Raw genomic sequence first — 21,716 nt, 5'->3', positions numbered from 1 at the left:
CCGGATGGGCAACAGTTCCCATCTGCGCACAGTTCCTCGCGCCTGTGGCCCGGCCCACGACAGGTGGTGTGCCGGGGAAGGGCTAGATGTACTGACCGGGGACGTTGGTTAACCGGGTGAACGGTGAGAGGTTCCCGCAGGCTGTGTGGCGTCTGTGGTGATTGTAGTGGTGCAGCCACCCTGCGAGGGCGTGGCGGCGTTGGGTTTCTGATTGGTAGCAGCGGGCGTAGCCCCAACCGTCAGCCAGGGTGCGATGGAACCGTTCGATCTTCCCGTTGGTCTGCGGCCGGTATGGCCGGGTCCGTTTCGGGGTGATGCCCAGAGCGGTGCAGGTCTGACGCCACAGGTTCGATCGGTAGGCCGGGCCGTTGTCTGACAGCACCCGCTCCACGGTGACGCCTCTGGCTTTGAACCAGGCAGTAGCGCGTTCCAACACCCCGACCGCGGTGACAGCCGTCTCGTCGTCGTGGACCTCGGCGTAGGCGACGCGGGAGTAGTCATCGATGACGGTGTGAACGAACGCGTGACCGAGCAAGGGGCCCCGGTTGGCGCCCTTGCGGCGATCCGGATCGCTTGCGGCCCGGTTCCGCTTGCCTTGCTGGCGCCCGACGTAGCGCCATCCGCCGCCGTCGGGGATGTTGCCCAGTTTCTTCACATCGACGTGGATCATCGATCCCGGGTGCGGGTGTTCGTAGCGGCGCACGGGTTCACCGGTGGCCCTGTCGACATGCGCGAGCCGGTTCAGCCGGCAACGGCGCAGGATCTGGTGGACCGTCGAGGGTGCGACCCCGACCCGTGCGGCCAGCTGCACCGGGCCTTCCCGGAGCCGCAACCGCAGCGACACCACCCGCTTCACCACCGGCATGGCGGTCTTGTTGGGAGACGACTTCGGCCGTGATGAACGGTCCTGCATCGACGCCCCGGCCCGGTAGCGGTCCGCCCAGCGTTTCACCGTGGCCCAGGAACACTGGAACCTGGCGGCGACCTCGGAGATCGGGACGCCAGCGTCGACAACGAGCCTGGCGACGGTCAAACGGGCACGAGGGGTCAGGGCTGCGTTAGCGTGAGACACAAGAGGGCCTTTCTGGTGGTGGATGGTTTCGCAACTCCCACCCAACCCGAAGGGCCCTCCCTTCGTCTTCACCAGTCAGCGCGTGTCATCGCACTGCTTCAACCAACCTGTCCGGTCAGTACAGCTAGAGCTTCTCCATGGGTGCGTGGCGCAGGCTGAGACGCTTGGTGCCCGAGGAGCCGAAGTCGACGTCGGCCTTCGTTGCGTCGCCGCTCCCGTGGACGGCCAGCACCTCGCCCATGCCGAAGGTGGCGTGCAGGACCCTGTCCCCGGCGACCACGTGTGGCACGGTTTTCACCGGTCCCCTGCCGGAGCCGAAGCTGGCCATGCTGGTGCTGGTCTCCCGGTTGCGCGTCGCGGAGCTGCTGGCCCACGTGGTGATGGCCTCGCCCGTGCGACGCCAGTCGATCACGTTCTCGGGGATCTCGTCCAGGAACCGCGAGCCGGGGTTGTAGCGCGGCTGTCCGAAGGTGACCCTGACGGCGGCTCGGCTCAGATGGAGGAGCTTCCGGGCGCGGGTGATCCCCACGTAGGCCAGTCGGCGCTCCTCCTCAAGTTCATCGAAGCTCTCGAAGGCACGCATGTGCGGGAACACGCCTTCCTCCATGCCGGTGAGGAACACCGTGTCGAATTCGAGCCCCTTGGCGGTGTGCAGGGTCATGAGTGTCACCACGCCGGCTTCCGCGTTCTCAGGAACCTGGTCCGAGTCCGCCACCAGCGCGACACGCTCCAGGAAGGCGGCCAGCGAGTCGTCGGGTTCCGGCATCCCGGCCACCAGACCGCTCACGACCTCGTCGAGGTCGACGGTGTTGGCACCTGCCACGAACTCGGCGGCGACGCTGACGAGCTCCTCCAGGTTCTCCAGACGGGTTTCGTCCTGGGGATCCGTGGACTTCTGCAGCTCGGGAATGTAGCCGGAGGCCTGCAGGACGGACGTCAGCACCTCGTCGGCGCTGCGCCCCTCGGCCACCATGATCCGATGGGCGTCCATCATGTCAGCAAAGCCCTTGACCTGCTTCAGCGATCTGGCCGCCATGCCGGGGGCCTCCTGTACCCGGCGCATCGCGTCGGAGAAGGAGATCCGCTCCGCCGCAGCCATGGAGGCAATGGCCCCCTCGGCACGCTCACCGATGCCCCGCTTGGGCACGTTGAGGATGCGGCGCACCGACACGTCATCGGACGGGTTCACGAGCGCCCGCAGGTAGGAGATGGCGTCCCGCACCTCGCGACGCTCGTAGAAGCGCACACCCCCCACCACCTTGTACGGCAGGCCGACCCGGATGAACACCTCCTCCAGGGCACGCGACTGCGCGTTGGTGCGGTAGAACACGGCCACGTCGCCATAGCGCGTCGATTTCTCGTCCACGAGCCGGTCGATCTCACCGGCGACGAACTGCGCCTCGTCGTGCTCGGTGTCGGCCACGTAGCCGACGATCAGCTCGCCCTCACCCAGATCGGACCACAGTCGCTTCTCCCGGCGCCCCTGGTTGCGGGCGATCACGGCGTTGGCGGCGGTCAGCACGTTCTGCGTGGACCGGTAGTTCTGATCGAGCACGATGGTCTCGGCCCCGGGGTAGTCCAACTCGAAGTCCATGATGTTGCGGATCGTGGCGCCGCGAAAGGCGTAGATCGACTGGTCGGAGTCCCCCACCACCATGAGCTCGGCGGGCTCCGCCACCGGCGTGCCGGGGACGACGGGCTCGGCCCCTTCCCCGCACAGTTCCTTGACGAGGGCGTACTGCGCATGGTTGGTGTCCTGGTACTCATCCACGAGCACGTGACGAAACCGGCGGCGATACTTCTCGCGGATGTCCCCGAACGACTGCAGCAGGTGGACGGTGGTCATGATGAGGTCGTCGAAATCCAGGGCATTGGCGGCGCGCAGCCTGCGTTGGTATTCCGTGTAGGCCTCGGCGATCACGCGCTGACGGGGTCCCTCCGACTGCGCCAGCGCCGTCTCGAAGTCGACGAGCTCGTTCTTGTGGTTGCTGACGGCGGTCATGACGGCCCGAACCGGGTAGCGCTTGGGGTCGAGCTCCTGGTCACGGCACACCAGCGACATGAGTCGCTTGGAGTCGGCGTCGTCGTAGATGGAGAAGCTCTTGGAAATCCCGAACCTGTCGATGTCGGTCCGCAGGATCCGCACGCATGCCGAGTGGAAGGTGGATACCCACATCAGCTTCGCGCGGTTGCCGACCAGTTGGACGACGCGTTCGCGCATCTCCGCGGCGGCCTTGTTGGTGAAGGTGATGGCGAGGACGGCGCCGGGGTGCACGTTGCGGTGGGCCACAAGGTGCGCGATTCGTCGCGTCAGCACGCGTGTCTTCCCTGACCCGGCGCCTGCCACCACGAGGACCGGGGAGCCGGCGTGCAGGACGGCCTTGCGCTGCGGCGGGTTGAGGTCCTCCAGGAGGTCGTCCTCACTGATGATGTGTGCCGACGGCGGCGCGGCGGTCCGCTCGGAGGGAGTGCGGCGCGGGGTGGCCTTGGGCTCGAAGACGGCAAAGAGGTCAGGAAACAGCGAGTCAGTCATATCGGCTGCCCAGCCTACCGCCGTCTTGTCAGGGAGCGCTTCTCACGCGGCGGGTCGGGGGTCGAGCGGCACCCCATAGGCTGAGACGCATGGGTCGATTGCTGAGGACAGTGCGCACGTGGGTACAGCGGCTCGGCGTAGCGGTGCTACTCGGACAGCTGGTCTCGGTTGTCACGCTCGTCTCCATCGAGAATTTCCGGAAGAAGCGACGCAAGGTCCGCAGGTTCCCCTACACCCCCGCCGTCCCCATGGACGTGGGCGAGGACGAACTGACCATCTACAGCTATGGCGAGGACCTGTTCGCCCACATGCTGGAGGCCATCGACGGGGCCAGCGAGGTGATCCACTTCGAGACCTACATCTGGAAGGCCGACGAGGTGGGTCAGCGCTTCAAGGATGCGCTGATACGTGCCGCGGCCCGCGGTGTGCAGGTCAACGTGGTGTGGGACGAGTTCGCGAACCTGGTGGTGCCTCGCCGATTCCTGCGGATGCCCGGGAGCCTCAACGTCATGCGACATCCGGCGATCCCCGTCCCCTGGAGCCCCAAGTCCTGGGGGCGGGACCACCGCAAGCTCCTGGTGGTCGACCGGAAGGTTGGGTTCATCGGCGGGTACAACATCGGTTCCCTCTATGCCACGGGATGGCGCGACACGCACGCCCGCATCGTCGGCCCCGGCGTCAGTGAACTGGAGAATGCCTTCATCGACTTCTGGAACCTCCACGTCAAGAGGCGGCGGCTGAAGAAACTGCCCGACGACCTGCGCCGCAGCTGGATCTCCAAAATCCGTGTGCACCGCAACATGCCGAAACTCCGGGTGTTTCCCATCCGCAACATGTATCTGGAGGCGATCGACAGGGCCACGGAGCGCATCTGGCTGACCCACGCCTACCTCATCCCCGATGACGACCTCGTCAATGCTCTGCGCGACGCCGTGCAGCGCGGTGCCGACGTCCGCATCATCGTGCCGGCCCAGTCGAACCATGTGGTGGCCGACTGGCTCTCGCGCGGGTACTACGACGACCTGCTGCGCTCCGGCATCCGCCTGTTCCTCTATCGCGGTGCGATGGTGCACTCGAAGACCGCCACCATCGACGGGACCTGGGCCACCATCGGCACCGCGAACCTTGACCGCCTCAGCCTGCGCGGGAACTACGAGGTCAATCTCGAGATCCTCGACGAGAACATCTCCCGCCAGATGGAGGAGATCTTCGAGGTGGACCTGCGCAACACCTACGAGTTGAGCCTGGAGGAGTGGCGCACCAGGTCCTGGGTCGCCAAGGGAACCGAGTTGTTGCTGAGCCCCTGGCGCCCCATCTTCTAGGGGATCACCAGAAGACGGCGATGGCCGCGTTGGCCAGTGTGAGACCGAAGATGGACCAGAATGCGCCGTCAGGCACGTGGGACTTCTTGCGGTTGAGTATGACGAGCACCATGATCACGATGAGCACGAGCAGTTTGATGCCGATCTTCATGTGGTTCACGGGATCGGGGCCGAGCTCGTTGATGACCACCAGAGCAATCCCCGTCACGAGCTGGGTGAGCGCGCCGTGGAACATGGCGGGGTTCACGATGCGCTCTTGAGACTTCATCTGGACGAAGGCGCCCCCGAAGAGGGCCGCGAAACCGACGAGGTGCAAGAAAACGAAGACGTTGTGAAGGGTATCCATGCGCCACAGGCTATCCAAAAGGGTGAAATTGTGCCTTTCCGTCACATTGGATCGCCGTGGTGCGTGGATCGAGGTGACAAGTGGCCTCGTGGTTGTGCAAGATGTACGGATGCTTACAATTCTTGCTTATGTCATCATCGGTCTTCTCGGCGGCGCAATCGCCAAGGCCATCCTTCCCGGAGAGCAGGGTGGCGGCTGGCTCGCCACCATGATCCTCGGCATCGTCGGAGCCCTCCTGGGTGGATTCCTCGGTGGGCTCGTCTTCAACGTCAAGTACGACAAGATCTTCACCCTCGAAGGGCTGCTCTTCTCGGTGCTCGGCGCCCTGCTCATCCTCTTCATCTACGGCCTCGTCACCAAGAAGAAGGCCTGACCAACAACCGCTTTACCCGATCAGGGCCGTCCGCACATGCGGACGGCCCTGATTCTTTGTCGTGATGAGGCGGGCAATGGGCCCGGCCGTCACACCAGGTGGCGGTCCGTGGCCCACTTGGTGAGCTGATGGCGATTGCTGAGCTGCAGTTTCCGCAGCACGCTGGAGACGTGGGTTTCGACAGTTTTGATGGAGATGAACAACTCACGCGCCACCTCCTTGTAGGAATAGCCGCGCGCGATGAGCTTGAGCACCTCTCGTTCCCTGGCGCTGAGCTTGTCCAGTTCCTCATCAATGGAGGCGATGTCCACGGAGCCGGAGAAGGCGTCCAGGACGAATCCTGCGAGCCGGGGAGAGAACACGGCGTCACCGGAGGCGACACGGCGCATGCCCTCAACCAACTCCTCCGACGAAATGGACTTGGTCACGTAGCCGCGGGCACCGGCACGAATCACGCCGATGACGTCCTCCGCGGCGTCGGAGACGGACAGCGCCAGGAATTTCACGTCCGGGGCCTTGGCGATCACCTGCTTGATCACCTCGGCCCCACCACCGCCGGGAAGGTGGACGTCCAGGAGGACGACGTCAGGCAGGGTGCTGCAGATCACTGCCACCGCGCTCGCAACGTCGTGACCCTCCCCCACGATGCGACACAGGGCGCCGATCTCGTGACGAACCCCTGCCCGGAACATGGCGTGGTCGTCGACCAGAACCACGGAAAGATCGTCGACAGCATCATCTGATTGCTCGCTCATCGGCTCATCTCCAACGTGACCTCGGTGCCCTGTCCCGGCGCGGTGCGTATCCGGGCGCTGCCCCCATGGCGTTCCATCCGGGCTCGAATGGATTCTCTCACGCCCATCCTGTCCGGGCGAACCAAATCGGCATCAAACCCCTTGCCACGGTCCCGGATGAAGATTTCGACCTCCTCGTCGGTGACCTCGGCGAACACGTCGACTCGCTCGGCACCTGAGTGCTTGGCGGCGTTGGTGACCGCTTCACGGGACGCCTGGACCAGTGCCTGCAGGGAATCGGTCACCTCCGTGTCGCCCACGCACACCACCTCCACCACGATCGGGAAGTTGGCCTCAGTATCGCCACGGATCTCCTCCAGGGCTGCCCGCAGGGTGCTGGGCGCCGCTGTGTCGCCGTACAGCCAGGTGCGCAGTTCCCTCTCCTGGCGGCGGGCCAGCAAGGACACCTGCGTCGGGTCGGTGGACTGGCGCTGGATGAGGGCGAGGGTCTGCAGTACGGAGTCGTGCAGATGTGCGGCCATGTCGGCCCGGGCCTCGGCCCGCATACGATCCTGTTCCACGGAGCGCAACCGACGCCGGGTGCGATACAACCAGGGGGCCGCGACCACCAGCACCCCGGCCAGCAGAAGGGCCGCAGCGCCGAGCACCTGCGGCAGCTGCCCCATGCCCACCTGCGTGGCGAGGATCCAGCTGACACCAACGCCCACGAGCAGCACCCCTCCCACGAGGCGCAGCACGCTCGCCGGCCCGGAGCCCGCCGTCAGGCGCGTCCACACGCCGGCCTTCGCGGCCATCGTGGGGGGCTCAGCGGTCCTGTCCACCTGCAACCAGACAAGCACCACGCCGACGCCGCCCAGCACCACGGGCCAGAAGACACCGCTCGGCACCCACAGCCCACCAGTGACGAGAACCCAGAAAATGCCGACCACGACGGCGCCGATGGAGAACACGATTCCCGCATCGACACCCTGCGTGCGCTGCTGCGGGCGAAGGCCCAGCCGGCTGGCCGCCTCCAGGCCCGCGGCCTGTCGCTGGTCCCCGGCAGGGACCAACAGCCACAGCGCTGCGTAGGCCAGGACGCCGAGTCCGTCCAGGAAGGCGAGCGCGACGAATGCCACCCTCACCCACCCCACGGGCAGTCCGAGGTGCATCGCCAGCCCGCTTGCGACGCCGGCAATCGCCTTCCCGGCGCGATCGCGGCGGAGTTCAGGGACCGGAGCCGGCGGCGGCGGCGGTGGCGTGTCGGGCAGCATTGTCATGAGGATGCCAAGCTTTGCACCCCTGGCCCCCGATGGCCCCCTCCGGGGTGAGGAATCAGGGCTGTCTCAGGCCTTGATCAGGGGTTCACCCGATGCCCCGGCGGCTCTGCATCCGCCAGACTGGTGGCATGCCCGAACTTGTCCACCCCAGCCAGCTGGATCCGCGCCTGGCGGACCTCCAGCGACCGCTGCACACCGGTTTCAGCGGCGGCTTGTGCCGCGCACTTGCGGAGCGGTGGCGGGTGGACCCCGTGATCGTCCGACTCGTCACCGTGGCACTGAGCCTCGCCGGCGGCGTCGGTATTGCCCTGTACGCCTGGGGATGCCTCCTCACACCACGCGTGGGCGGCCAGGCACCCATCCTCCGCTGGCTCCCGGTCTTCGGCCGCTGGTCCCGCACCAGCCAGGCGATCGTCATTGCCGTGTCGTCGTTGGTGCTCGTTCTCAGTGTCGCCCGACAGACGGGCGTCGCCTGGGGCCCAGTCATTGTGGTGGGGGCCCTCGCCTGGGCCATGGCCCGCAGGCGCAGGATCTCCGGGGACGTTTCCGCCGGACCCCCGCCCTCCCCCGCCCCGACCTGGTCCCCGGTGGCCCCGGTGGCCCCCGGCCCGGGTGAGAGCGTGGAACAGTGGCGGGCACGCCTGTCGACCCACACGGGCTCCCCCCTGCCGACGGTGGACCTCTACGCCCCCGAACCCACACCTGACACGGCCCTCGCGTCACCAGAGCGCGCAGCCCACCCCACGAGTTGGTGGGGTGCCATTGCGGTGCTGCTGCTCACCGCGGCCGCGGCGACCGTACCGCTCATCCTGGGCATGACGCCGACCCTGCTGTGGGCGAGCGTCGCAGCAGGCGGCACCGCAGCGGTGTCCCTGCTGGTGTGGGCACTGGTGGCTCGCCACCGGCGCATGCCCGGTGCTCTGCTGGTGGTTGCCCTGACCTGCGCCGTCGGCTCCGGCCTGCTGGCCGTGAGTGACTCGCAAGCCGCCTCAACCATCCCGCTTGACCCCACCGCCGGTGGCACCGCCAGTTACTCGTTCGTGGGACAGGCAGATGGGCAACTGGACCTGACAGGACTGCCGTCCGACACCCCCGCCACCGTCACCATCGACGCCACGGCCTCCGTCGTGGAGGTACGGCTGGCCGCCATGCCCGAAACCGTCAACGTCCTCACCGACACCACGCACGTGGAGCAGCCGTCCTACCGGGGCGCGACCACGACGAGCAGGCTCACGTTGGTCATCGACGGGGACTTCAGCGTCGTGGAACTGCTGGTGGCGCCATGAGACGTAGCGTGGACGTACCGGCACTGGTGACAGGGCTCATCCTGCTGGGCTTCGCGGCCGTGTCCGCGTGGCTCATCACCGGCCATCAACTCGTGGGACCGGCATCGATGTGGTTCGCATCAGTCCTCATGATCGCCGGCATCGTCGGTCTGGTGGTCAGCCTCACCTCGAGCAGGAAGTCACGACCATGACCCGACCCACCACACCTGCAACACAACGAAACAACCGAAAGGGAAATGACATGAAACTCACCCGCTCCAACGACGACAAGTGGCTCGCAGGCGTTGCCGGAGGCCTCGCCCAGTCCCTGGGAGTCGACTCCACCATCGTGCGGATCGTGTTCGCGGTCCTCGGCGTCCTGTCCTTCGGGACCGGGGTCCTGCTCTACCTCGCGCTGTGGGCCATCCTGCCCCGCCCCACCGGCGGCACCGTCGCGCAGGACGGCATCAACAAGGCACGCGAGTGGAACCAGTCCCGCAAGGGTGGCGGCGACGGCTCAGACTTCACCATCTGAACCGACGCGACTCACTCCCACTCGATGGTGCCCGGCGGCTTGCTGGTGATGTCGACCACGACACGGTTGACCTCCGGGCACTCATTGGTGATCCGGGTGGAGATGCGTTCAAGCACCTCGTAGGGCAGCTTCGCCCAGTCGGCCGTCATGGCGTCGTCACTCGTCACGGGTCGAAGGACGATGGGGTGACCGTAGGTGCGGCCGTCGCCCTGCACCCCCACGGACCGTACGTCGGCGAGGAGCACCACCGGGAACTGCCAGATGTCGCGCTCGAGCCGTGCTGCCGCCAGCTCGGCGCGGGCGATGGAATCCGCCTGGCGAAGGATGTCGAGGCGCTCGGCCGTGACCTCGCCGATGATGCGGATACCCAGGCCGGGGCCGGGGAACGGGTGGCGCCACACCAGGGAATCAGGCAGCCCCAACTGGGTGCCCACCGCACGGACCTCGTCCTTGAACATGGTGCGCAGAGGCTCGATGAGCGTGAACTGCAGGTCATCCGGGAGGCCACCCACATTGTGATGGCTCTTGATGTTGGCGCTGCCGTTTCCACCGGACTCCACCACGTCGGGGTACAGGGTGCCCTGCACGAGGAAGTCGATTCCTCGCTCCCCCGCCAGTGAGCTGGCGGTGGCCTCGAACGTGCGGATGAACTCCCGCCCGATGATCTTGCGCTTCTCCTCGGGGTCCGTCACCCCTGCCAGGGCGTTGAGGAAGCGATCGCGCTCGTCGGCGACCACGAGGTCCACGCCGGTGACGTCCACGAAGTCCTTCTTGACCTGGTCGGCCTCACCCTCGCGGAGAAGGCCGTGGTCCACGAACACGCACGTCAGCTGCGAGCCGATGGCGCGCTGAACCAGGGCAGCTGCGACGGCGGAGTCGACACCCCCGGACAATGCGCACAGGACCCGGCGGTCGCCGACCGTTTTCCGAATCGTTTCGATGGACTCGTTCACGAGGTTCTCGGCGGTCCAGTCGGGCGTCAGGCCCGCGATGGTGAACAGGAAGTGCTCGAGGACCTGCTGCCCCCACTGGGAATGCTTCACCTCGGGATGCCACTGCACACCTGCGAGGCGACGAGACTTGTCCTCGAACGCAGCCACGGGCGCGCCGGCCGTGCGTGCCAGCACCTGGAACCCGGGGGGAGCCTTGGAGACCGAGTCGCCGTGGCTCATCCAGATGTTCAGGGTGTTGGGCATGCTACCCAGCAGGCACCCGTTGTTGGAGATGGACAGCGGAGTGCGGCCATACTCACGCTGCCCGGTCTTGGCAACGGTGCCGCCCAGCGCCTTGGCCATGGCCTGGAAGCCGTAGCAGATGCCCAGGATGGGCACGCCGGTCTCGAACAGGGCGGGGTCGATCTGGGGTGCGCCCTCTTCGTACACCGACGAGGGACCGCCGGAGAGGATGATGGCAGCAGGCCGCTTCTCCATGATCTCAGCCACCGACAGGTTCGACCCGACGATCTCCGAGTACACGGATGCCTCACGGACCCGTCGTGCGATCAATTGTGCGTATTGTGCCCCGTAGTCGACCACCAGGACGGTGTCGTGCTCAGCGATCATGGTGTGAAGTCTAGGGCCCCGGCCCCCGTGCCGGAAAAGCTGATCCCCCGCGTCGGGAATATCGAGGCGCCCGTGAGCGTTTCCGGGTTCATGACCATTTACCCTGACGTGACGGCTCTCGTGGGCCGCACACCGCTCGTCAAGCTCAACCGCATCGTCCCCGAGGGCAGCACGGTGCTCGCGAAGCTGGAGTTCTACAACCCGGCCAATTCCGTGAAGGACCGCATCGGCGTCGCCATCGTGGAGGCCGCCGAGGCCTCGGGTGCCCTGAAGCCCGGCGGCACCATCGTCGAGGCCACGAGCGGTAACACCGGCATCGCGTTGGCCATGGTGGGTGCGGCCAAGGGCTACAAGGTGGTCCTCGCCATGCCCGAGACGATGTCCACGGAGCGCCGCGCACTGCTGCGCGCCTTCGGGGCTGAACTCGTCCTCACCCCCGGCCCGCTGGGGATGAAGGGAGCGGTGGACACGTCCGAGGCCATCGCAGCGGAGCGGGGAGGGGTGCTGGCCCGCCAGTTCGCCAACCCGGCCAACGTCGACGTGCACCGCCGCACCACGGCCGAGGAGATCTGGAACGACACCGACGGCGCCGTCGACATCGTGGTGGCGGGTATTGGCACCGGAGGCACCATTTCCGGCATCGGTCAGGTACTCAAGGAGCGCAAGCCCTCCGTGCAGATGATCGCCGTGGAGCCCGAGGAATCCGCCATCCTGTCCGGCAACAAGCCCGGCCCCCACAAGATCCAGGGCCTCGGGGCGAACTTCATCCCCGAAATCCTCGACCGCAGCATCATCGACGAAATCATTCCCCGCAACATTGACCAGTCGGTGGAATGGGCTCGTCGCGCAGCGCGCGAAGAAGGCCTCCTCGTGGGCCTTTCCTCGGGTGCCGCGCTGTCTGCTGCAGCGGAAGTCGCCGCGCGACCCGAAAACTCTGGTAAGAACATCGTCGTGATCATTCCGTCGTTCGGCGAGCGCTACCTGTCCACGGTCCTGTTCGAGGGCCTGATCGACAAGTGATGCTGTTTCGCCACCTCAAGCATGTCTCCTCGCGCATGGCCGAAGACCTCGACGCCGCCATGCGCGAGGATCCGGCTGCCCGGAGCAGGCTTGAGGTGGCGATCGCCTACCCGGGTATCCATGCCATCTGGTTCCATCGCGTCGCCCACCTGATGTGGCGGCACTCCCCCGCCCTCCAGCCGCTGGCCAGGCTCATCAGCCAGTGGGCGCGCTTCGCCACGGGGATCGAGATCCACCCCGGTGCCGTCATCGGCCGGCGGTTCTTCATCGACCACGGCATGGGAGTCGTGATCGGCGAGACGACAGTGGTGGGCGACGATGTCCTCATGTACCACCAGGTCACACTCGGAGGACGCGCCCGCGGGCGGTTCAAGCGCCACCCCACCATCGGCGACCGCGTCCTCATAGGCGCCGGCGCCAAGGTCATCGGTGCCATCCATGTGGGTGACGACGCCAAGATCGGCGCCAACGCGCTGGTGGTCAAGGACGTGGCCCCCCACGCCGTGATCGTCGGTGTCCCGAGTCAGGCCCACGAGGGCGACGTCATCGCCTGACGCACGTCTGCGCCCACGTCGGGGGGCCGCTCGATCGAGCGCCCACTCCCCTCGGCACACCACCGCATCCATCGACACGGTAGCTCCGGAAGCGGTTGGTCACACCTGCTTGCGTCGGAACTTCCGGACTGCCAGCGGGGGGAACACCAGGAGCACCACGGCGATGCCCACCAGGACGGTGGGGACCGGGTGCTGCATGGGCCACACCTCCGGGGCCGGCATGTCACCCAGGTTCCCGAACAGTTTCCGCACCGCTTGCACCAGGGCCGAGATCGGGTTCCACTCGGCGATCACGCGCAGCACCGTTGGCAACGTGTCGCTGGGGACGAAGGCGTTGGAGATGAACGTCAGCGGGAACAGGATGATGAACACGGCCTGGTTGAGCGTCTCGGGGCTCTTGACGCTGAGCCCGATGAAGATCATGACCCAGCTGAAGGCCCACGCGAAGACGAGAAGCAGCAACAGCCCGAGCACGAAGTCGAGGACGCCCTCCCTGAAGCGCCATCCCACCAGGAATCCGGTGCAGAGCATGACGGTGATGGAGACGATGTTGAGGATGAAGTCGGAGAGGGAGCGCGCCACCAGCACGGCGCTGGGTGCCATGGGGAGGCTGCGGAAGCGGTCGATGATGCCGTCGCGGATGTCCTCCGCCATGTAACTGCCGGAGATGGTGGAACCGAAAATGACGGTCTGGGCGAAGATGCCGGCCATGAGGAACTCGGTGTAGTTGCTGCCCTCCACACGGATGGCACCGCCGTAGACCTGACTGAACAGCAGCACGAACATGATGGGCTGCAGGAGTGCGAACCCGATGACGTCGGGGCTCCGCTTGAGCCGCGTCAGGTTGCGCATCGTGACGGCGTGGACGTCGGTGAACCAGTCCCGCACGGCGGTGCGGCCCGGGTCGAGGGCGATGGTGGTGTCGGGGTTCATTCCGGTGGTGGTCACTGGGCAGCCTCCATGTCGTCGTCGACGGCGCCATGGCCGGTCAGGGTGAGGAACACGTCGTCGAGGGTGGGGCGCCGGACCCCGGCCTCGTGGATGTCGATGCCAGCGTCGTCGATCTCGGCAAGCGCGGACCGCAGGGCGAGCGTTGCGTTCTCCACCTGCACGGTCACGCCGCGACCCGACACGTCCGCCGGACCGCGCCCGTGGCGCTCCAGAATCCCTGCCACGCGGGGGGCGTCAGACTCGTTCACGAGCGTCACCTGTACGCGGCGTCCGCCCACGGATGCCTTCAGTTCGTCGGCGGTGCCCTCGGCGATGACCTTGCCCCGGTCGATGACCGAGATCTGGTCGGCGAGCTGGTCCGCCTCCTCGAGGTACTGGGTGGTCAACAGCACTGTTGTGCCCTCGGCGGCGCGCTCACGGATCACGTCCCACAGCCCGAGGCGTGCCTGCGGGTCCAGGCCGGTGGTGGGTTCGTCGAGGAACAGCACCGGCGGGTTGATGACGAGGGCACCGGCGAGGTCGACGCGGCGGCGCATCCCCCCGGAAAAGCCTTTGAGGGGTCTGTCTGCAGCCTCCACGAGATCGAAGGCATGGAGGAGTTCCTCCGCCCGCTCGCGGGAGCGCCGCGACCCCAGGTGGTAGAGCCGCCCCACCATCAGCAGGTTTTCGCGGGCCGTCAGCCGCTCGTCGACGGCTGCGTACTGACCCGATGCCCCGATGCGGCGTCGGACCTCCGCCGGATCCGCGAGCACATCGACCCCCGCCACGAACGCCTGGCCACCGTCGGGGCGCAGCAGGGTGCTCAGAACCTTCACCGTGGTGGTCTTGCCGGCGCCGTTGGGCCCCAGCAATCCGCGGACCGTGCCCTGCTCGATCTCGATGTCCAAACCGTCCAGTGCGTGGACCGGGCCCGACTTCGCCCTGTACGTCTTGGTCAGGCCGTGTGCTGACACGAAAGCCATGGCAATCTCCCCCCGTCCACGACGTGTGGACCGGGATCAAGAGTAGGGGATGGAAGGGACAGCGCCGTTGTGCCCTGTCACCTTCAGCGAACGATCCGCTGCAACCCCACACCGTAGGCCAGTCTGGCCACCACTGCCCCCAGCGGACGCAGCGCTGGCGGCAACCACGCGGGACGCAGACTCTGGCGCCAGATGACGAGTGTGCCGGTGGGCACCTGCTCGACGGTGGCCTCCACACGGCCCGCGACCGGCCCGAACTTCTCCACCACCAGATGGCCGGGGTGATCCCCGCTGGGTGAGTCAGCGCGGCGCACCACCATGCGATCAGAGAAGTGCAACGGACCCAGCCCCGTCTCCCCCACGAACCGCAAGCCCTCACGCATGGACTCCCCCGCCGGCGTCACACGGGTCAGCGGTATGGCCGCGCTGTGGCTGTCCAGGTCGATCAACCGTCCCCACACCGTGGCCGCGGGCTCCGGGACGCGGACCTGCACCTCGAAGGTGTCACGCATGGTCTCTGCCCGCCCGTCCGGCGTCGACGGCTCGGGCGGCCGCTGCACCGCTGGCCATGGCCCCCTGGATGGAGGCCTCCGCAGTGTCGCCGGCAACCACGACACCCAACAGGCTGCTGGACAGCGGAGTCTCGCCGGGGGCGATGACGGGCAGCGCATCGTGGATGTCGTGGCGCACCAGCAGCCGCCAGTCAGGATCCGCCACGCGCATCATGTCGGCCGCCTGGTGCCGGGCGGCGTCGTCGTCGAGTCCGTGGTCTCCAGCCGCGGTGGCTTGCACAAGATGCTGACCTGCGGGTGCATACGACGGGCAGACGTTGGAAACGACGGAGGCATTGGTGAGCGCCGCCCCGTCGCGAACGTCGACGTGCAGGAACGTCAGGTCGCTGGGCCGGCGACGCGTGGCGAACCACCATGTGGTGAGCGAATGCATGGGGGGTGCCTCCTGCCCCACGAGAGTTGCGCTGGCCCTCGGGCCAGCAGCCACGACCACGGCATCGGCGTCGTGGGTGGTCCCCGCCTCGGTGTGGACGACCCACCGGGCACCGTCCCTCTCCAGTGAGGTGGCGCGGTGCTCGAAGCGGACGCGGTGCATGACGGGCTCCGCCAGCTGATGGGCGATGGCCGTCATGCCCTGCGACGGCAGCGACGGCGAGCCCTTGGCAAAGTACCACGCGAGTTGCCGGGCGAAGGGGGCTGAGACCTGGAGGTTCCTGTCCCCGACCACACCTTCGAAGAACCGCTCGATGACGCGGCGCAGCGGCGCGGAGAACCCGGCGGCATCGATGCTGGATTTCAGCGTCCTGGTGCCGTCCCGGGAAAGCTGGGTCCACAGATAGGCAGCCTTCAGGTCAGCCATGGAGATGGTGCCTCGCAGCAGCCCCAGCAGCCGGGCGGGGTGCCTGCTGGGGTCGGCCAGCACCTCCAGGCCCGCCGCGTCACGAACAGCGACGCCCCGACCCCACGCGTGGAGGTCGAGTGCCGCGAGGTCCAGGGCGCGTCTGGCCTCGGGGTAGCCGGGGTTCAGCAGCTGAAAGCCACGGTCACAGCGGAAACCATCGACGACATCGGTGTCGACTCGCCCACCGACCCGTCCCGACGCCTCCAGCACCGTGACGTCATGCCCGTGGCCGGCCAGAAGGCCCGCCGCCCGCAGCCCTGCCAGACCAGCTCCAATGATCACTACATCCATGGTGTGTGCGCCCTTCGTGTGCCCTCAGGCGCTCTCCGCCCTGATCTGCTCATGATGGCGCACCACTTCGGCCACGATGAAGTTCAGGAACTTTTCGGCCAACTCCGGGTCCAACTGGGCGTCCACAGCCAGGGCACGGAGCCGCTGGATCTGTGCAGCCTCCCGGTCCGGGTCAGCGGGGGGCAGTCCGGCCGCAGCCTTCAGGACCCCCACCTGCTGGGTGATCTTGAAACGCTCGGCCAGAAGGTGCACCAGGGCCGAGTCCATGTTGTCGATGCTGCCCCGCATGCGGTGCAGTTCTTGACGCGCCTCGTCGGGATCCATGTCAGCGGAGGATCAGGTCGATGCGCTGGAACGACTTGATGTCGGTGTAGCCGGTGAGGGCCATGGCCTTGCGCAGTCCACCGGCCAGGTTCATGGTGCCGTCCGGCACGTGCGAGGGGCCGTTGACGACCTCCCCCAGAGAACCCACCTGGTCGAAGAAGACGCGCTCGCCGCGGGGCAGTGTCGCGTGCCACGCCTCGGGGCCCCAGTGCCAGCCGCGGCCGGGGGCCTCCGTGGCGCGCGCCAGGGGCGAGCCCACCATGACGGCGTCGGCGCCACAGGCAATGGCCTTGGCCACGTCGCCGGAGCGGCCGACGGCGCCGTCGGCAATGAGGTGGACGTAGCGACCCCCGGACTCCTCCAGGTAGTCGCGGCGCGCCTCGGCGACATCCGCGACGGCTGAGGCCATGGGCACCTCGATGCCGAGGACCGACGCCGTGGTGTGCGCGGCGCCGCCGCCGAAGCCGACGAGAACGCCGGCCGCCCCTGCGCGCATGAGGTGCAGTGCCGTGCGGTAGGTGGCGCAGCCGCCCACGATGACGGGCGTCTCGAACCGGTAGATGAAGTCCTTCAGGTTGAGCGTGGCCTCGGCGTCGTCAACGTGCTCGGCCGACACCGTGGTCCCGCGCACCATGAAGAAGTCCAGTGCTGCCTTCTCGATGACGTCCGCGAACTCCAGTGTGTTGGCCGGCGACAGCGCACCCGCCACGGGAACGCCCGCGTCCCGAATGGTCTTGAGTCGCTCTGCAATGAGCTCACCCTTGATGGGTTCCGCGTAGATCTGCTGCATCCGACGGGTTGCGGTGACCTGGTCCATCGGCTCGGTGAGCTGCTCGTACTGGCTGGACGGGTCCTCGTAGCGGGTCCACAGCCCCTCGAGGTTCAACACCCCCAGTCCCCCCAGCTCGCCCATGCGGATGGCGGTGGCCGGCGACATGACCGAATCCATCGGTGCGGCCACGATCGGCGCCTCGAAGGTCACGGCGTCGATGCGCCAGGAGAGGTCGACCTCGTGCTCACTCCGGGTCCGACGCGTGGGCGCGATGGCGACGTCGTCGAAGGAGTGGGCGCGGGAGGCGCGCTTGCTGCGTCCGAGCTCGTACATGTTCGGTGGTGCTCCTAGGTGATCGGCGTTCAGTGCGACCAGTAGTTGGGCGCTTCAGCGGTCATTTGGATGTCGTGCGGGTGGGATTCGCGCAGTCCGGCGGCGGTGATCCGGACGAACCGGCCGCGGTCCTGGAGCTCGGGGATGTCCCGGGCACCGGAGTAGAACATGGACTGCCGGAGGCCCCCCACCAGTTGATAGGCAACGGCCGAAAGGGGGCCGCGGTAGGCCACCTGACCTTCGATGCCCTCGGGGACCAGCTTGTCATCGGAGGTGACGTCGCCCTGGAAGTAGCGGTCCTTGGAGTACGAGGCCTTCCGTCCCCTGGCGGCCATGGCCCCCAGGGAGCCCATGCCCCGGTAGGACTTGAACTGCTTGCCGTTGATGAACACCAGGTCACCGGGGCTCTCGTCGCACCCGGCCAGCAGTGAGCCCAGCATGACGGTGTTGGCGCCGGCGACGATGGCCTTGGCGATGTCACCGGAGTACTGGAGGCCGCCGTCGCCGATCACGGGCACCCCGGCCTGCTTGCAGGCGCGGGCGGCGTCGTGGATGGCAGTGACCTGTGGAACGCCCACACCGGCCACGATGCGGGTGGTGCAGATGGAGCCGGGCCCCACGCCCACCTTGACGCCATCAGCGCCAGCTTCGACGAGTGCCTTGGCGCCCGCGTAGGTGGCCACGTTGCCGCCGATGACGTCGACGCCCGCGGCGGACGGCTCAGCCTTCAGCCGCCGGATCATGTCCATCACTCCGCGGCTGTGGCCGTGGGCGGTGTCGACGATGATGACGTCGACCCCTTCCTCCACGAGTGCCATGGCGCGTTCCCAGGAGTCGCCGAAGAACCCAACGGCCGCGCCCACCCGGAGGCGGCCGGCCTCGTCCTTGGCTGCGTTGGGGTACTGGTCGGCCTTCACGAAGTCCTTGAGCGTGATGAGGCCCTTGAGGTGGCCGGCGCCGTCGACGATGGGAAGCTTCTCCACCTTGTGCCTGGCCAGCAGCGCGAGTGCTTCGTCGTTCGTGATGCCCTCGTGGGCCGTCACGAGCGGCATGCGCGTCATGACCTCGCTGACCTGGCGGTTGCCGTTGTTTTCGAAACGCAGGTCGCGGTTGGTGATGATGCCCACCAGCATATGGTTGTCGTCCACGACGGGGACGCCGGAGATGCGGTAGCTGGCGCACAGGTCATCCACTTCACGCAGCGTGGCCGTGGGGGTGATGGTGATGGGTTCGGTGACCATCCCCGACTCAGAGCGCTTGACCTGGTCCACCATGTGCGCCTGGTCCTCGATGGACAGGTTCCGGTGCAGGATGCCGATGCCACCCTCGCGCGCCATGGCAATCGCCATGCGCGTCTCGGTGACCGTGTCCATGGCGGCGCTGGCCAGCGGCATGTTCAGGGTGATCCGCTTGGTGAACTGGGTGGCAGTGCGCGCCTCCGACGGGATGACGTCGGATTCGTTGGGCTGCAGCAGCACATCGTCGAAGGTGAGGCCGAGGGCCTCGAAGGGGCCGGGTACGCCGGAACCAGTGAGAGCGGACAAGGTTGGGTGACTCCTGTCGGTCGGACTGCATGAGTCTAGCGGTTGCGGGGCGATGACTCGCCTCACTGCGTTGCCCGCCACTTCCAGATACCGCCGACGGAGACGCACCGCGTCGAGATCCAGTCCATCGCCGAGAAGCTGTAGCACCGCCGGGATGTTCCACGGCCATTCCCGCGACTGCGCCACGTCGCCGAACAGGAATCCCGTTTCCAGAAGAGCCCTCGTGACGAAGTCGCAGGGCACCACAATTCGTTTCCTGAGTAGCCCCGCGACGAAGGAGCAGTGCGTCTCGAGGGCCCCCCCCTTTCACCTCACAACCGCTTCCACACCGCCGGTTCCCTTCGATACACCGCCGTTCGTTCCTCACGGGCGGCACGCAGGGCGACGCGTCCTCACGGACGGCACCCAGGCAACGGATCGGGTTGGAAACGAGAAGGACCCCGGGGCCGAGGCCCCGGGGTCCTTCTCGTTACTGCGTGAGCGTGACTCAGTTGTCTTCGTCTGCCGGCTTCTCCACCACGAGGGTTTCCGTGGTGAGGAGCAGCGCGGCGATGGACGCGGCGTTGGCGAGCGCGGAACGCGTCACCTTCACCGGGTCGATGACACCGTGCTCGACGAGGTTCTGGTACTCGTTGGTCCTGGCGTTGTAGCCGTGACCCACCTCCATGCCAGCCACGCGGGTGGTGATGACATAGCCAGCCTCGCCGCCGTTCTCGGCGATCCAGCGCAGCGGCTCGACCAGCGACTTGCGGACAATGCTGACGCCCGTCTTCTCGTCACCCGTCAGACCGAGGTCACCGTCGAGGACCTTGCCCGCGTGGATGAGGGCGGAGCCGCCACCGGCGACAATGCCCTCTTCAATCGCGGCGCGCGTCGCGGAGACGGCGTCCTCGATGCGGTGCTTCTTCTCCTTGAGCTCCACCTCGGTGGCAGCGCCGACCTTGATGACGCACACGCCACCGGCAAGCTTCGCGACACGCTCCTGGAGCTTTTCACGGTCCCAGTCGGAGTCGGTGCGCTCGATCTCGGCGCGCAGCTGCGCGACGCGACCGGCGACCTCGTCGGCAGAGCCGCCGCCGTCGACGATGGTGGTGTCGTCCTTGGTGACGAGCACGCGACGGGCGCGGCCCAACACTTCGAGACCCACCTGGTCGAGCTTCAGCCCGACCTCGGGGGCGACGACCTGTCCACCTGTCAGGGTGGCGATGTCCTCCAGCATGGCCTTGCGGCGGTCACCGAAGGCCGGGGCCTTGACGGCCACCGAGGTGAACGTGCCACGGATCTTGTTGACCACCAGGGTGGACAGCGCTTCCCCGTCGACGTCCTCGGCCACCACGAACAGGGTGCCCTTGGCGGCGATGACCTTCTCCAGCAGCGGGAGGAGGTCGTTCATCGAGGAGATCTTGCCGGAGTTGATGAGGATGTAGGGGTCGTCGAGGACCGCTTCCATGCGCTCGGTGTCGGTCACCATGTACGGGGACAGGTAGCCCTTGTCGAACTGCATGCCCTCGGTGAACTCGAGCTCGGTGCCGAAGGTCTGCGACTCGTCGACGGTGATGACGCCGTCCTTGCCGACCTTGTCGAAGGCGTCGGCAATGAGTGCACCGATCGTCTCGTCACGCGAGGAGATGGTGGCAACAGATGCCATGTCGGCAGTGGTGTCCACCTCGCGGGCGTTCTCGCGAAGCTGCTCGATCACGGCCTCCACGGCCTTGTCGATGCCGCGCTTGAGGCCGACGGGGTTGGCGCCGGCGGCGACGGCGCGGAGGCCCTCGTGCACGAGCGCCTGGGCCAGGACCGTGGCGGTGGTGGTGCCGTCGCCGGCAACATCGTTGGTCTTGGTGGCCACTTCCTTGGCCAGCTGGGCGCCGAGATCCTCGTAGGGATCGTCGAGCTCCACCTCCTTGGCGACGGTGACGCCGTCGTTGGTGATGGTGGGTGCGCCCCACTTCTTGTCGAGAACGACGTAGCGACCCTTGGGGCCGAGCGTCACCTTGACGGTGTTGGCGAGGACGTCAACGCCACGCTCCAGGGAGCGGCGTGCCTCCTCGTTGAACTGCAGGATCTTTGCCATGTGGTTCTCCCTTACTTGGAGACGACGGCGAGGATGTCGCGCGCGTTCAGGAGCAGGTAGTCCTGGCCGTCGTACTTGACCTCGGTGCCGCCGTACTTGGAGAAGATGATGACGTCACCCTCGGCAACGTCCAGGGGCACGCGGTTGCCATTGTCATCGATGCGGCCGGGGCCGGTGGCCACGACGCGGCCCTCCTGGGGCTTCTCCTTGGCGGTGTCCGGGATGACAAGGCCTGAGGCTGTGGTCTTCTCGGCTTCGAGGGGAGCAACGAGGACACGGTCCTCGAGCGGCTTGATCGTGGTTGCCACGTCAAACCCCTTTCTGTAGTCGTCCGGCTTCAGCCGGTGATGTTCTGTGGGTTTGTGGGTTCAGCTCGCAGTTGGACGTCGTCGCGGTCCGCCCAGCCACGCTGGCACCCGAGCCATCCGAGTGCCAATGGCCAAACTACACCGGTCT

The 21,716-nt window shown here is 67.0% G+C and carries 22 protein-coding genes; 7 read left to right on the top strand and 15 right to left on the bottom strand.

The genetic code is table 11. The features are described 5' to 3' along the window. Positions 1 to 82: 82 nt before the first annotated feature. Both EAX62_RS14440 and pcrA read right to left on the bottom strand, forming a co-directional pair. Positions 83 to 1,072 (bottom strand): IS481 family transposase, encoded by a 990-nt coding sequence (locus tag EAX62_RS14440; RefSeq protein WP_121902423.1) that lies wholly within the window; start codon positions 1,070 to 1,072, stop codon positions 83 to 85. Between the two features lie 124 nt (positions 1,073 to 1,196). Beyond that, positions 1,197 to 3,605, bottom strand: coding sequence for a DNA helicase PcrA (gene pcrA, locus EAX62_RS14435; RefSeq protein ID WP_121902422.1), 2,409 nt, complete (start codon positions 3,603 to 3,605; stop codon positions 1,197 to 1,199). Between the two features lie 89 nt (positions 3,606 to 3,694). Between pcrA and EAX62_RS14430 the strand changes: the two genes are divergently transcribed. Continuing rightward, positions 3,695 to 4,927: a phospholipase D-like domain-containing protein gene (locus EAX62_RS14430; protein WP_233557975.1), complete on the top strand. Its 1,233-nt coding sequence runs from the start codon at positions 3,695 to 3,697 to the stop codon at positions 4,925 to 4,927. Positions 4,928 to 4,931: 4 nt separating this feature from the next. Here EAX62_RS14430 and EAX62_RS14425 read toward each other — a convergent pair whose 3' ends face one another. Further along, positions 4,932 to 5,273 (bottom strand): hypothetical protein, encoded by a 342-nt coding sequence (locus EAX62_RS14425; RefSeq protein WP_121902420.1) that lies wholly within the window; start codon positions 5,271 to 5,273, stop codon positions 4,932 to 4,934. A gap of 109 nt (positions 5,274 to 5,382) precedes the next feature. On the opposite strand from EAX62_RS14425, the gene EAX62_RS14420 reads away from it, so the two are divergent. Next, entirely contained in the window at positions 5,383 to 5,646 is a 264-nt protein-coding gene (locus EAX62_RS14420; RefSeq protein ID WP_121902419.1) for a GlsB/YeaQ/YmgE family stress response membrane protein, read from the top strand. Positions 5,647 to 5,735: 89 nt separating this feature from the next. Here the strand turns inward: EAX62_RS14420 and EAX62_RS14415 are convergent, their stop codons facing one another. Continuing rightward, positions 5,736 to 6,401 carry a LuxR C-terminal-related transcriptional regulator gene (locus tag EAX62_RS14415; protein WP_121902418.1) on the bottom strand — a complete coding sequence of 222 codons (666 nt, stop codon included), beginning with the start codon at positions 6,399 to 6,401 and terminating at the stop codon, positions 5,736 to 5,738. Beyond that, entirely contained in the window at positions 6,398 to 7,654 is a 1,257-nt protein-coding gene (locus tag EAX62_RS14410) for an ATP-binding protein (protein WP_158600691.1), read from the bottom strand. The genes EAX62_RS14415 and EAX62_RS14410 overlap by 4 nt, the downstream gene beginning before the upstream one ends. Before the next feature lie 134 nt (positions 7,655 to 7,788). Between EAX62_RS14410 and EAX62_RS14405 the strand changes: the two genes are divergently transcribed. Genes EAX62_RS14405 through EAX62_RS14395 form a run of 3 tightly spaced genes read left to right on the top strand, consistent with a single transcriptional unit; the run spans position 7,789 to position 9,460 of the window. After that, on the top strand, positions 7,789 to 8,946 hold the full coding sequence (locus EAX62_RS14405) for a PspC domain-containing protein (protein WP_158600690.1): 1,158 nt from the start codon (positions 7,789 to 7,791) through the stop codon (positions 8,944 to 8,946). After that, positions 8,943 to 9,137 (top strand): hypothetical protein, encoded by a 195-nt coding sequence (locus EAX62_RS14400; protein ID WP_147454118.1) that lies wholly within the window; start codon positions 8,943 to 8,945, stop codon positions 9,135 to 9,137. Before EAX62_RS14405 ends, EAX62_RS14400 begins: the two co-directional genes overlap by 4 nt. Before the next feature lie 50 nt (positions 9,138 to 9,187). Next, entirely contained in the window at positions 9,188 to 9,460 is a 273-nt protein-coding gene (locus tag EAX62_RS14395) for a PspC domain-containing protein (RefSeq protein WP_121902414.1), read from the top strand. Positions 9,461 to 9,471: 11 nt separating this feature from the next. On the opposite strand, the gene guaA is transcribed toward EAX62_RS14395, so the two are convergent. Continuing rightward, on the bottom strand, positions 9,472 to 11,022 hold the full coding sequence (guaA, locus tag EAX62_RS14390) for a glutamine-hydrolyzing GMP synthase (RefSeq protein ID WP_121902413.1): 1,551 nt from the start codon (positions 11,020 to 11,022) through the stop codon (positions 9,472 to 9,474). Positions 11,023 to 11,112: 90 nt separating this feature from the next. On the opposite strand from guaA, the gene cysK reads away from it, so the two are divergent. After that, positions 11,113 to 12,042: a cysteine synthase A gene (gene cysK, locus EAX62_RS14385; protein ID WP_121902508.1), complete on the top strand. Its 930-nt coding sequence runs from the start codon at positions 11,113 to 11,115 to the stop codon at positions 12,040 to 12,042. After that, positions 12,042 to 12,596, top strand: a complete 555-nt coding sequence (cysE, locus tag EAX62_RS14380) for a serine O-acetyltransferase (RefSeq protein ID WP_121902412.1) — start codon at positions 12,042 to 12,044, stop codon at positions 12,594 to 12,596. The genes cysK and cysE overlap by 1 nt, the downstream gene beginning before the upstream one ends. Positions 12,597 to 12,695: 99 nt before the next feature. Here cysE and EAX62_RS14375 read toward each other — a convergent pair whose 3' ends face one another. The 9 genes from EAX62_RS14375 to groES all read right to left on the bottom strand — a co-directional run bounded on the left by EAX62_RS14375 (position 12,696) and on the right by groES (position 21,568). Beyond that, positions 12,696 to 13,544 (bottom strand): ABC transporter permease, encoded by an 849-nt coding sequence (locus tag EAX62_RS14375; RefSeq protein WP_233557974.1) that lies wholly within the window; start codon positions 13,542 to 13,544, stop codon positions 12,696 to 12,698. Then, entirely contained in the window at positions 13,541 to 14,509 is a 969-nt protein-coding gene (locus tag EAX62_RS14370) for an ATP-binding cassette domain-containing protein (RefSeq protein ID WP_121902411.1), read from the bottom strand. The genes EAX62_RS14375 and EAX62_RS14370 overlap by 4 nt, the downstream gene beginning before the upstream one ends. An 83-nt stretch (positions 14,510 to 14,592) precedes the next feature. Continuing rightward, positions 14,593 to 15,021: an SRPBCC family protein gene (locus EAX62_RS14365; protein ID WP_121902410.1), complete on the bottom strand. Its 429-nt coding sequence runs from the start codon at positions 15,019 to 15,021 to the stop codon at positions 14,593 to 14,595. Continuing rightward, the gene (locus EAX62_RS14360; protein ID WP_158600689.1) at positions 15,014 to 16,204 is read right to left on the bottom strand and encodes an FAD-dependent oxidoreductase; all 1,191 of its coding nucleotides are present in this window, start codon (positions 16,202 to 16,204) and stop codon (positions 15,014 to 15,016) included. The genes EAX62_RS14365 and EAX62_RS14360 overlap by 8 nt, the downstream gene beginning before the upstream one ends. A 33-nt stretch (positions 16,205 to 16,237) precedes the next feature. Then, the gene (locus tag EAX62_RS14355) at positions 16,238 to 16,537 is read right to left on the bottom strand and encodes a chorismate mutase (protein ID WP_121902408.1); all 300 of its coding nucleotides are present in this window, start codon (positions 16,535 to 16,537) and stop codon (positions 16,238 to 16,240) included. A 1-nt stretch (position 16,538) separates the two neighbouring features. Continuing rightward, positions 16,539 to 17,642: a GuaB3 family IMP dehydrogenase-related protein gene (locus EAX62_RS14350; RefSeq protein WP_121902407.1), complete on the bottom strand. Its 1,104-nt coding sequence runs from the start codon at positions 17,640 to 17,642 to the stop codon at positions 16,539 to 16,541. A gap of 29 nt (positions 17,643 to 17,671) precedes the next feature. Beyond that, positions 17,672 to 19,186, bottom strand: a complete 1,515-nt coding sequence (guaB, locus tag EAX62_RS14345; protein WP_121902506.1) for an IMP dehydrogenase — start codon at positions 19,184 to 19,186, stop codon at positions 17,672 to 17,674. Positions 19,187 to 19,673: 487 nt separating this feature from the next. After that, entirely contained in the window at positions 19,674 to 21,260 is a 1,587-nt protein-coding gene (groL, locus tag EAX62_RS14340; RefSeq protein ID WP_121902406.1) for a chaperonin GroEL, read from the bottom strand. A gap of 11 nt (positions 21,261 to 21,271) precedes the next feature. Next, positions 21,272 to 21,568: a co-chaperone GroES gene (gene groES / locus EAX62_RS14335; RefSeq protein WP_121902405.1), complete on the bottom strand. Its 297-nt coding sequence runs from the start codon at positions 21,566 to 21,568 to the stop codon at positions 21,272 to 21,274. Between the last annotated feature and the right edge of the window lie 148 nt (positions 21,569 to 21,716).

This window comes from Tessaracoccus antarcticus, assembly GCF_003688855.1.
Classification (GTDB): domain Bacteria; phylum Actinomycetota; class Actinomycetes; order Propionibacteriales; family Propionibacteriaceae; genus Arachnia; species Arachnia antarctica.
The sequence above is the reverse complement of the archived record's forward strand: the minus strand, read 5'-3'. Positions and strand labels throughout refer to the sequence as shown.

Bases quoted from the DNA above. Each gene is read 5' to 3' on its own strand.
- EAX62_RS14365 (WP_121902410.1), bottom strand. From the start codon at position 15,021: ATGCGTGACACCTTCGAGGTGCAGGTCCGCGTCCCGGAGCCCGCGGCC.
- EAX62_RS14425 (WP_121902420.1), bottom strand. From the start codon at position 5,273: ATGGATACCCTTCACAACGTCTTCGTTTTCTTGCACCTCGTCGGTTTC.
- pcrA (WP_121902422.1), bottom strand. From the start codon at position 3,605: ATGACTGACTCGCTGTTTCCTGACCTCTTTGCCGTCTTCGAGCCCAAG.
- EAX62_RS14395 (WP_121902414.1), top strand. From the start codon at position 9,188: ATGAAACTCACCCGCTCCAACGACGACAAGTGGCTCGCAGGCGTTGCC.
- cysE (WP_121902412.1), top strand. From the start codon at position 12,042: ATGCTGTTTCGCCACCTCAAGCATGTCTCCTCGCGCATGGCCGAAGAC.
- EAX62_RS14370 (WP_121902411.1), bottom strand. From the start codon at position 14,509: ATGGCTTTCGTGTCAGCACACGGCCTGACCAAGACGTACAGGGCGAAG.
- EAX62_RS14400 (WP_147454118.1), top strand. From the start codon at position 8,943: ATGAGACGTAGCGTGGACGTACCGGCACTGGTGACAGGGCTCATCCTG.
- EAX62_RS14405 (WP_158600690.1), top strand. From the start codon at position 7,789: ATGCCCGAACTTGTCCACCCCAGCCAGCTGGATCCGCGCCTGGCGGAC.
- cysK (WP_121902508.1), top strand. From the start codon at position 11,113: ATGACCATTTACCCTGACGTGACGGCTCTCGTGGGCCGCACACCGCTC.
- guaA (WP_121902413.1), bottom strand. From the start codon at position 11,022: ATGATCGCTGAGCACGACACCGTCCTGGTGGTCGACTACGGGGCACAA.
- EAX62_RS14410 (WP_158600691.1), bottom strand. From the start codon at position 7,654: ATGCTGCCCGACACGCCACCGCCGCCGCCGCCGGCTCCGGTCCCTGAA.
- EAX62_RS14350 (WP_121902407.1), bottom strand. From the start codon at position 17,642: ATGTACGAGCTCGGACGCAGCAAGCGCGCCTCCCGCGCCCACTCCTTC.
- EAX62_RS14415 (WP_121902418.1), bottom strand. From the start codon at position 6,401: ATGAGCGAGCAATCAGATGATGCTGTCGACGATCTTTCCGTGGTTCTG.
- EAX62_RS14430 (WP_233557975.1), top strand. From the start codon at position 3,695: ATGGGTCGATTGCTGAGGACAGTGCGCACGTGGGTACAGCGGCTCGGC.
- groL (WP_121902406.1), bottom strand. From the start codon at position 21,260: ATGGCAAAGATCCTGCAGTTCAACGAGGAGGCACGCCGCTCCCTGGAG.
- EAX62_RS14420 (WP_121902419.1), top strand. From the start codon at position 5,383: ATGCTTACAATTCTTGCTTATGTCATCATCGGTCTTCTCGGCGGCGCA.
- EAX62_RS14355 (WP_121902408.1), bottom strand. From the start codon at position 16,537: ATGGATCCCGACGAGGCGCGTCAAGAACTGCACCGCATGCGGGGCAGC.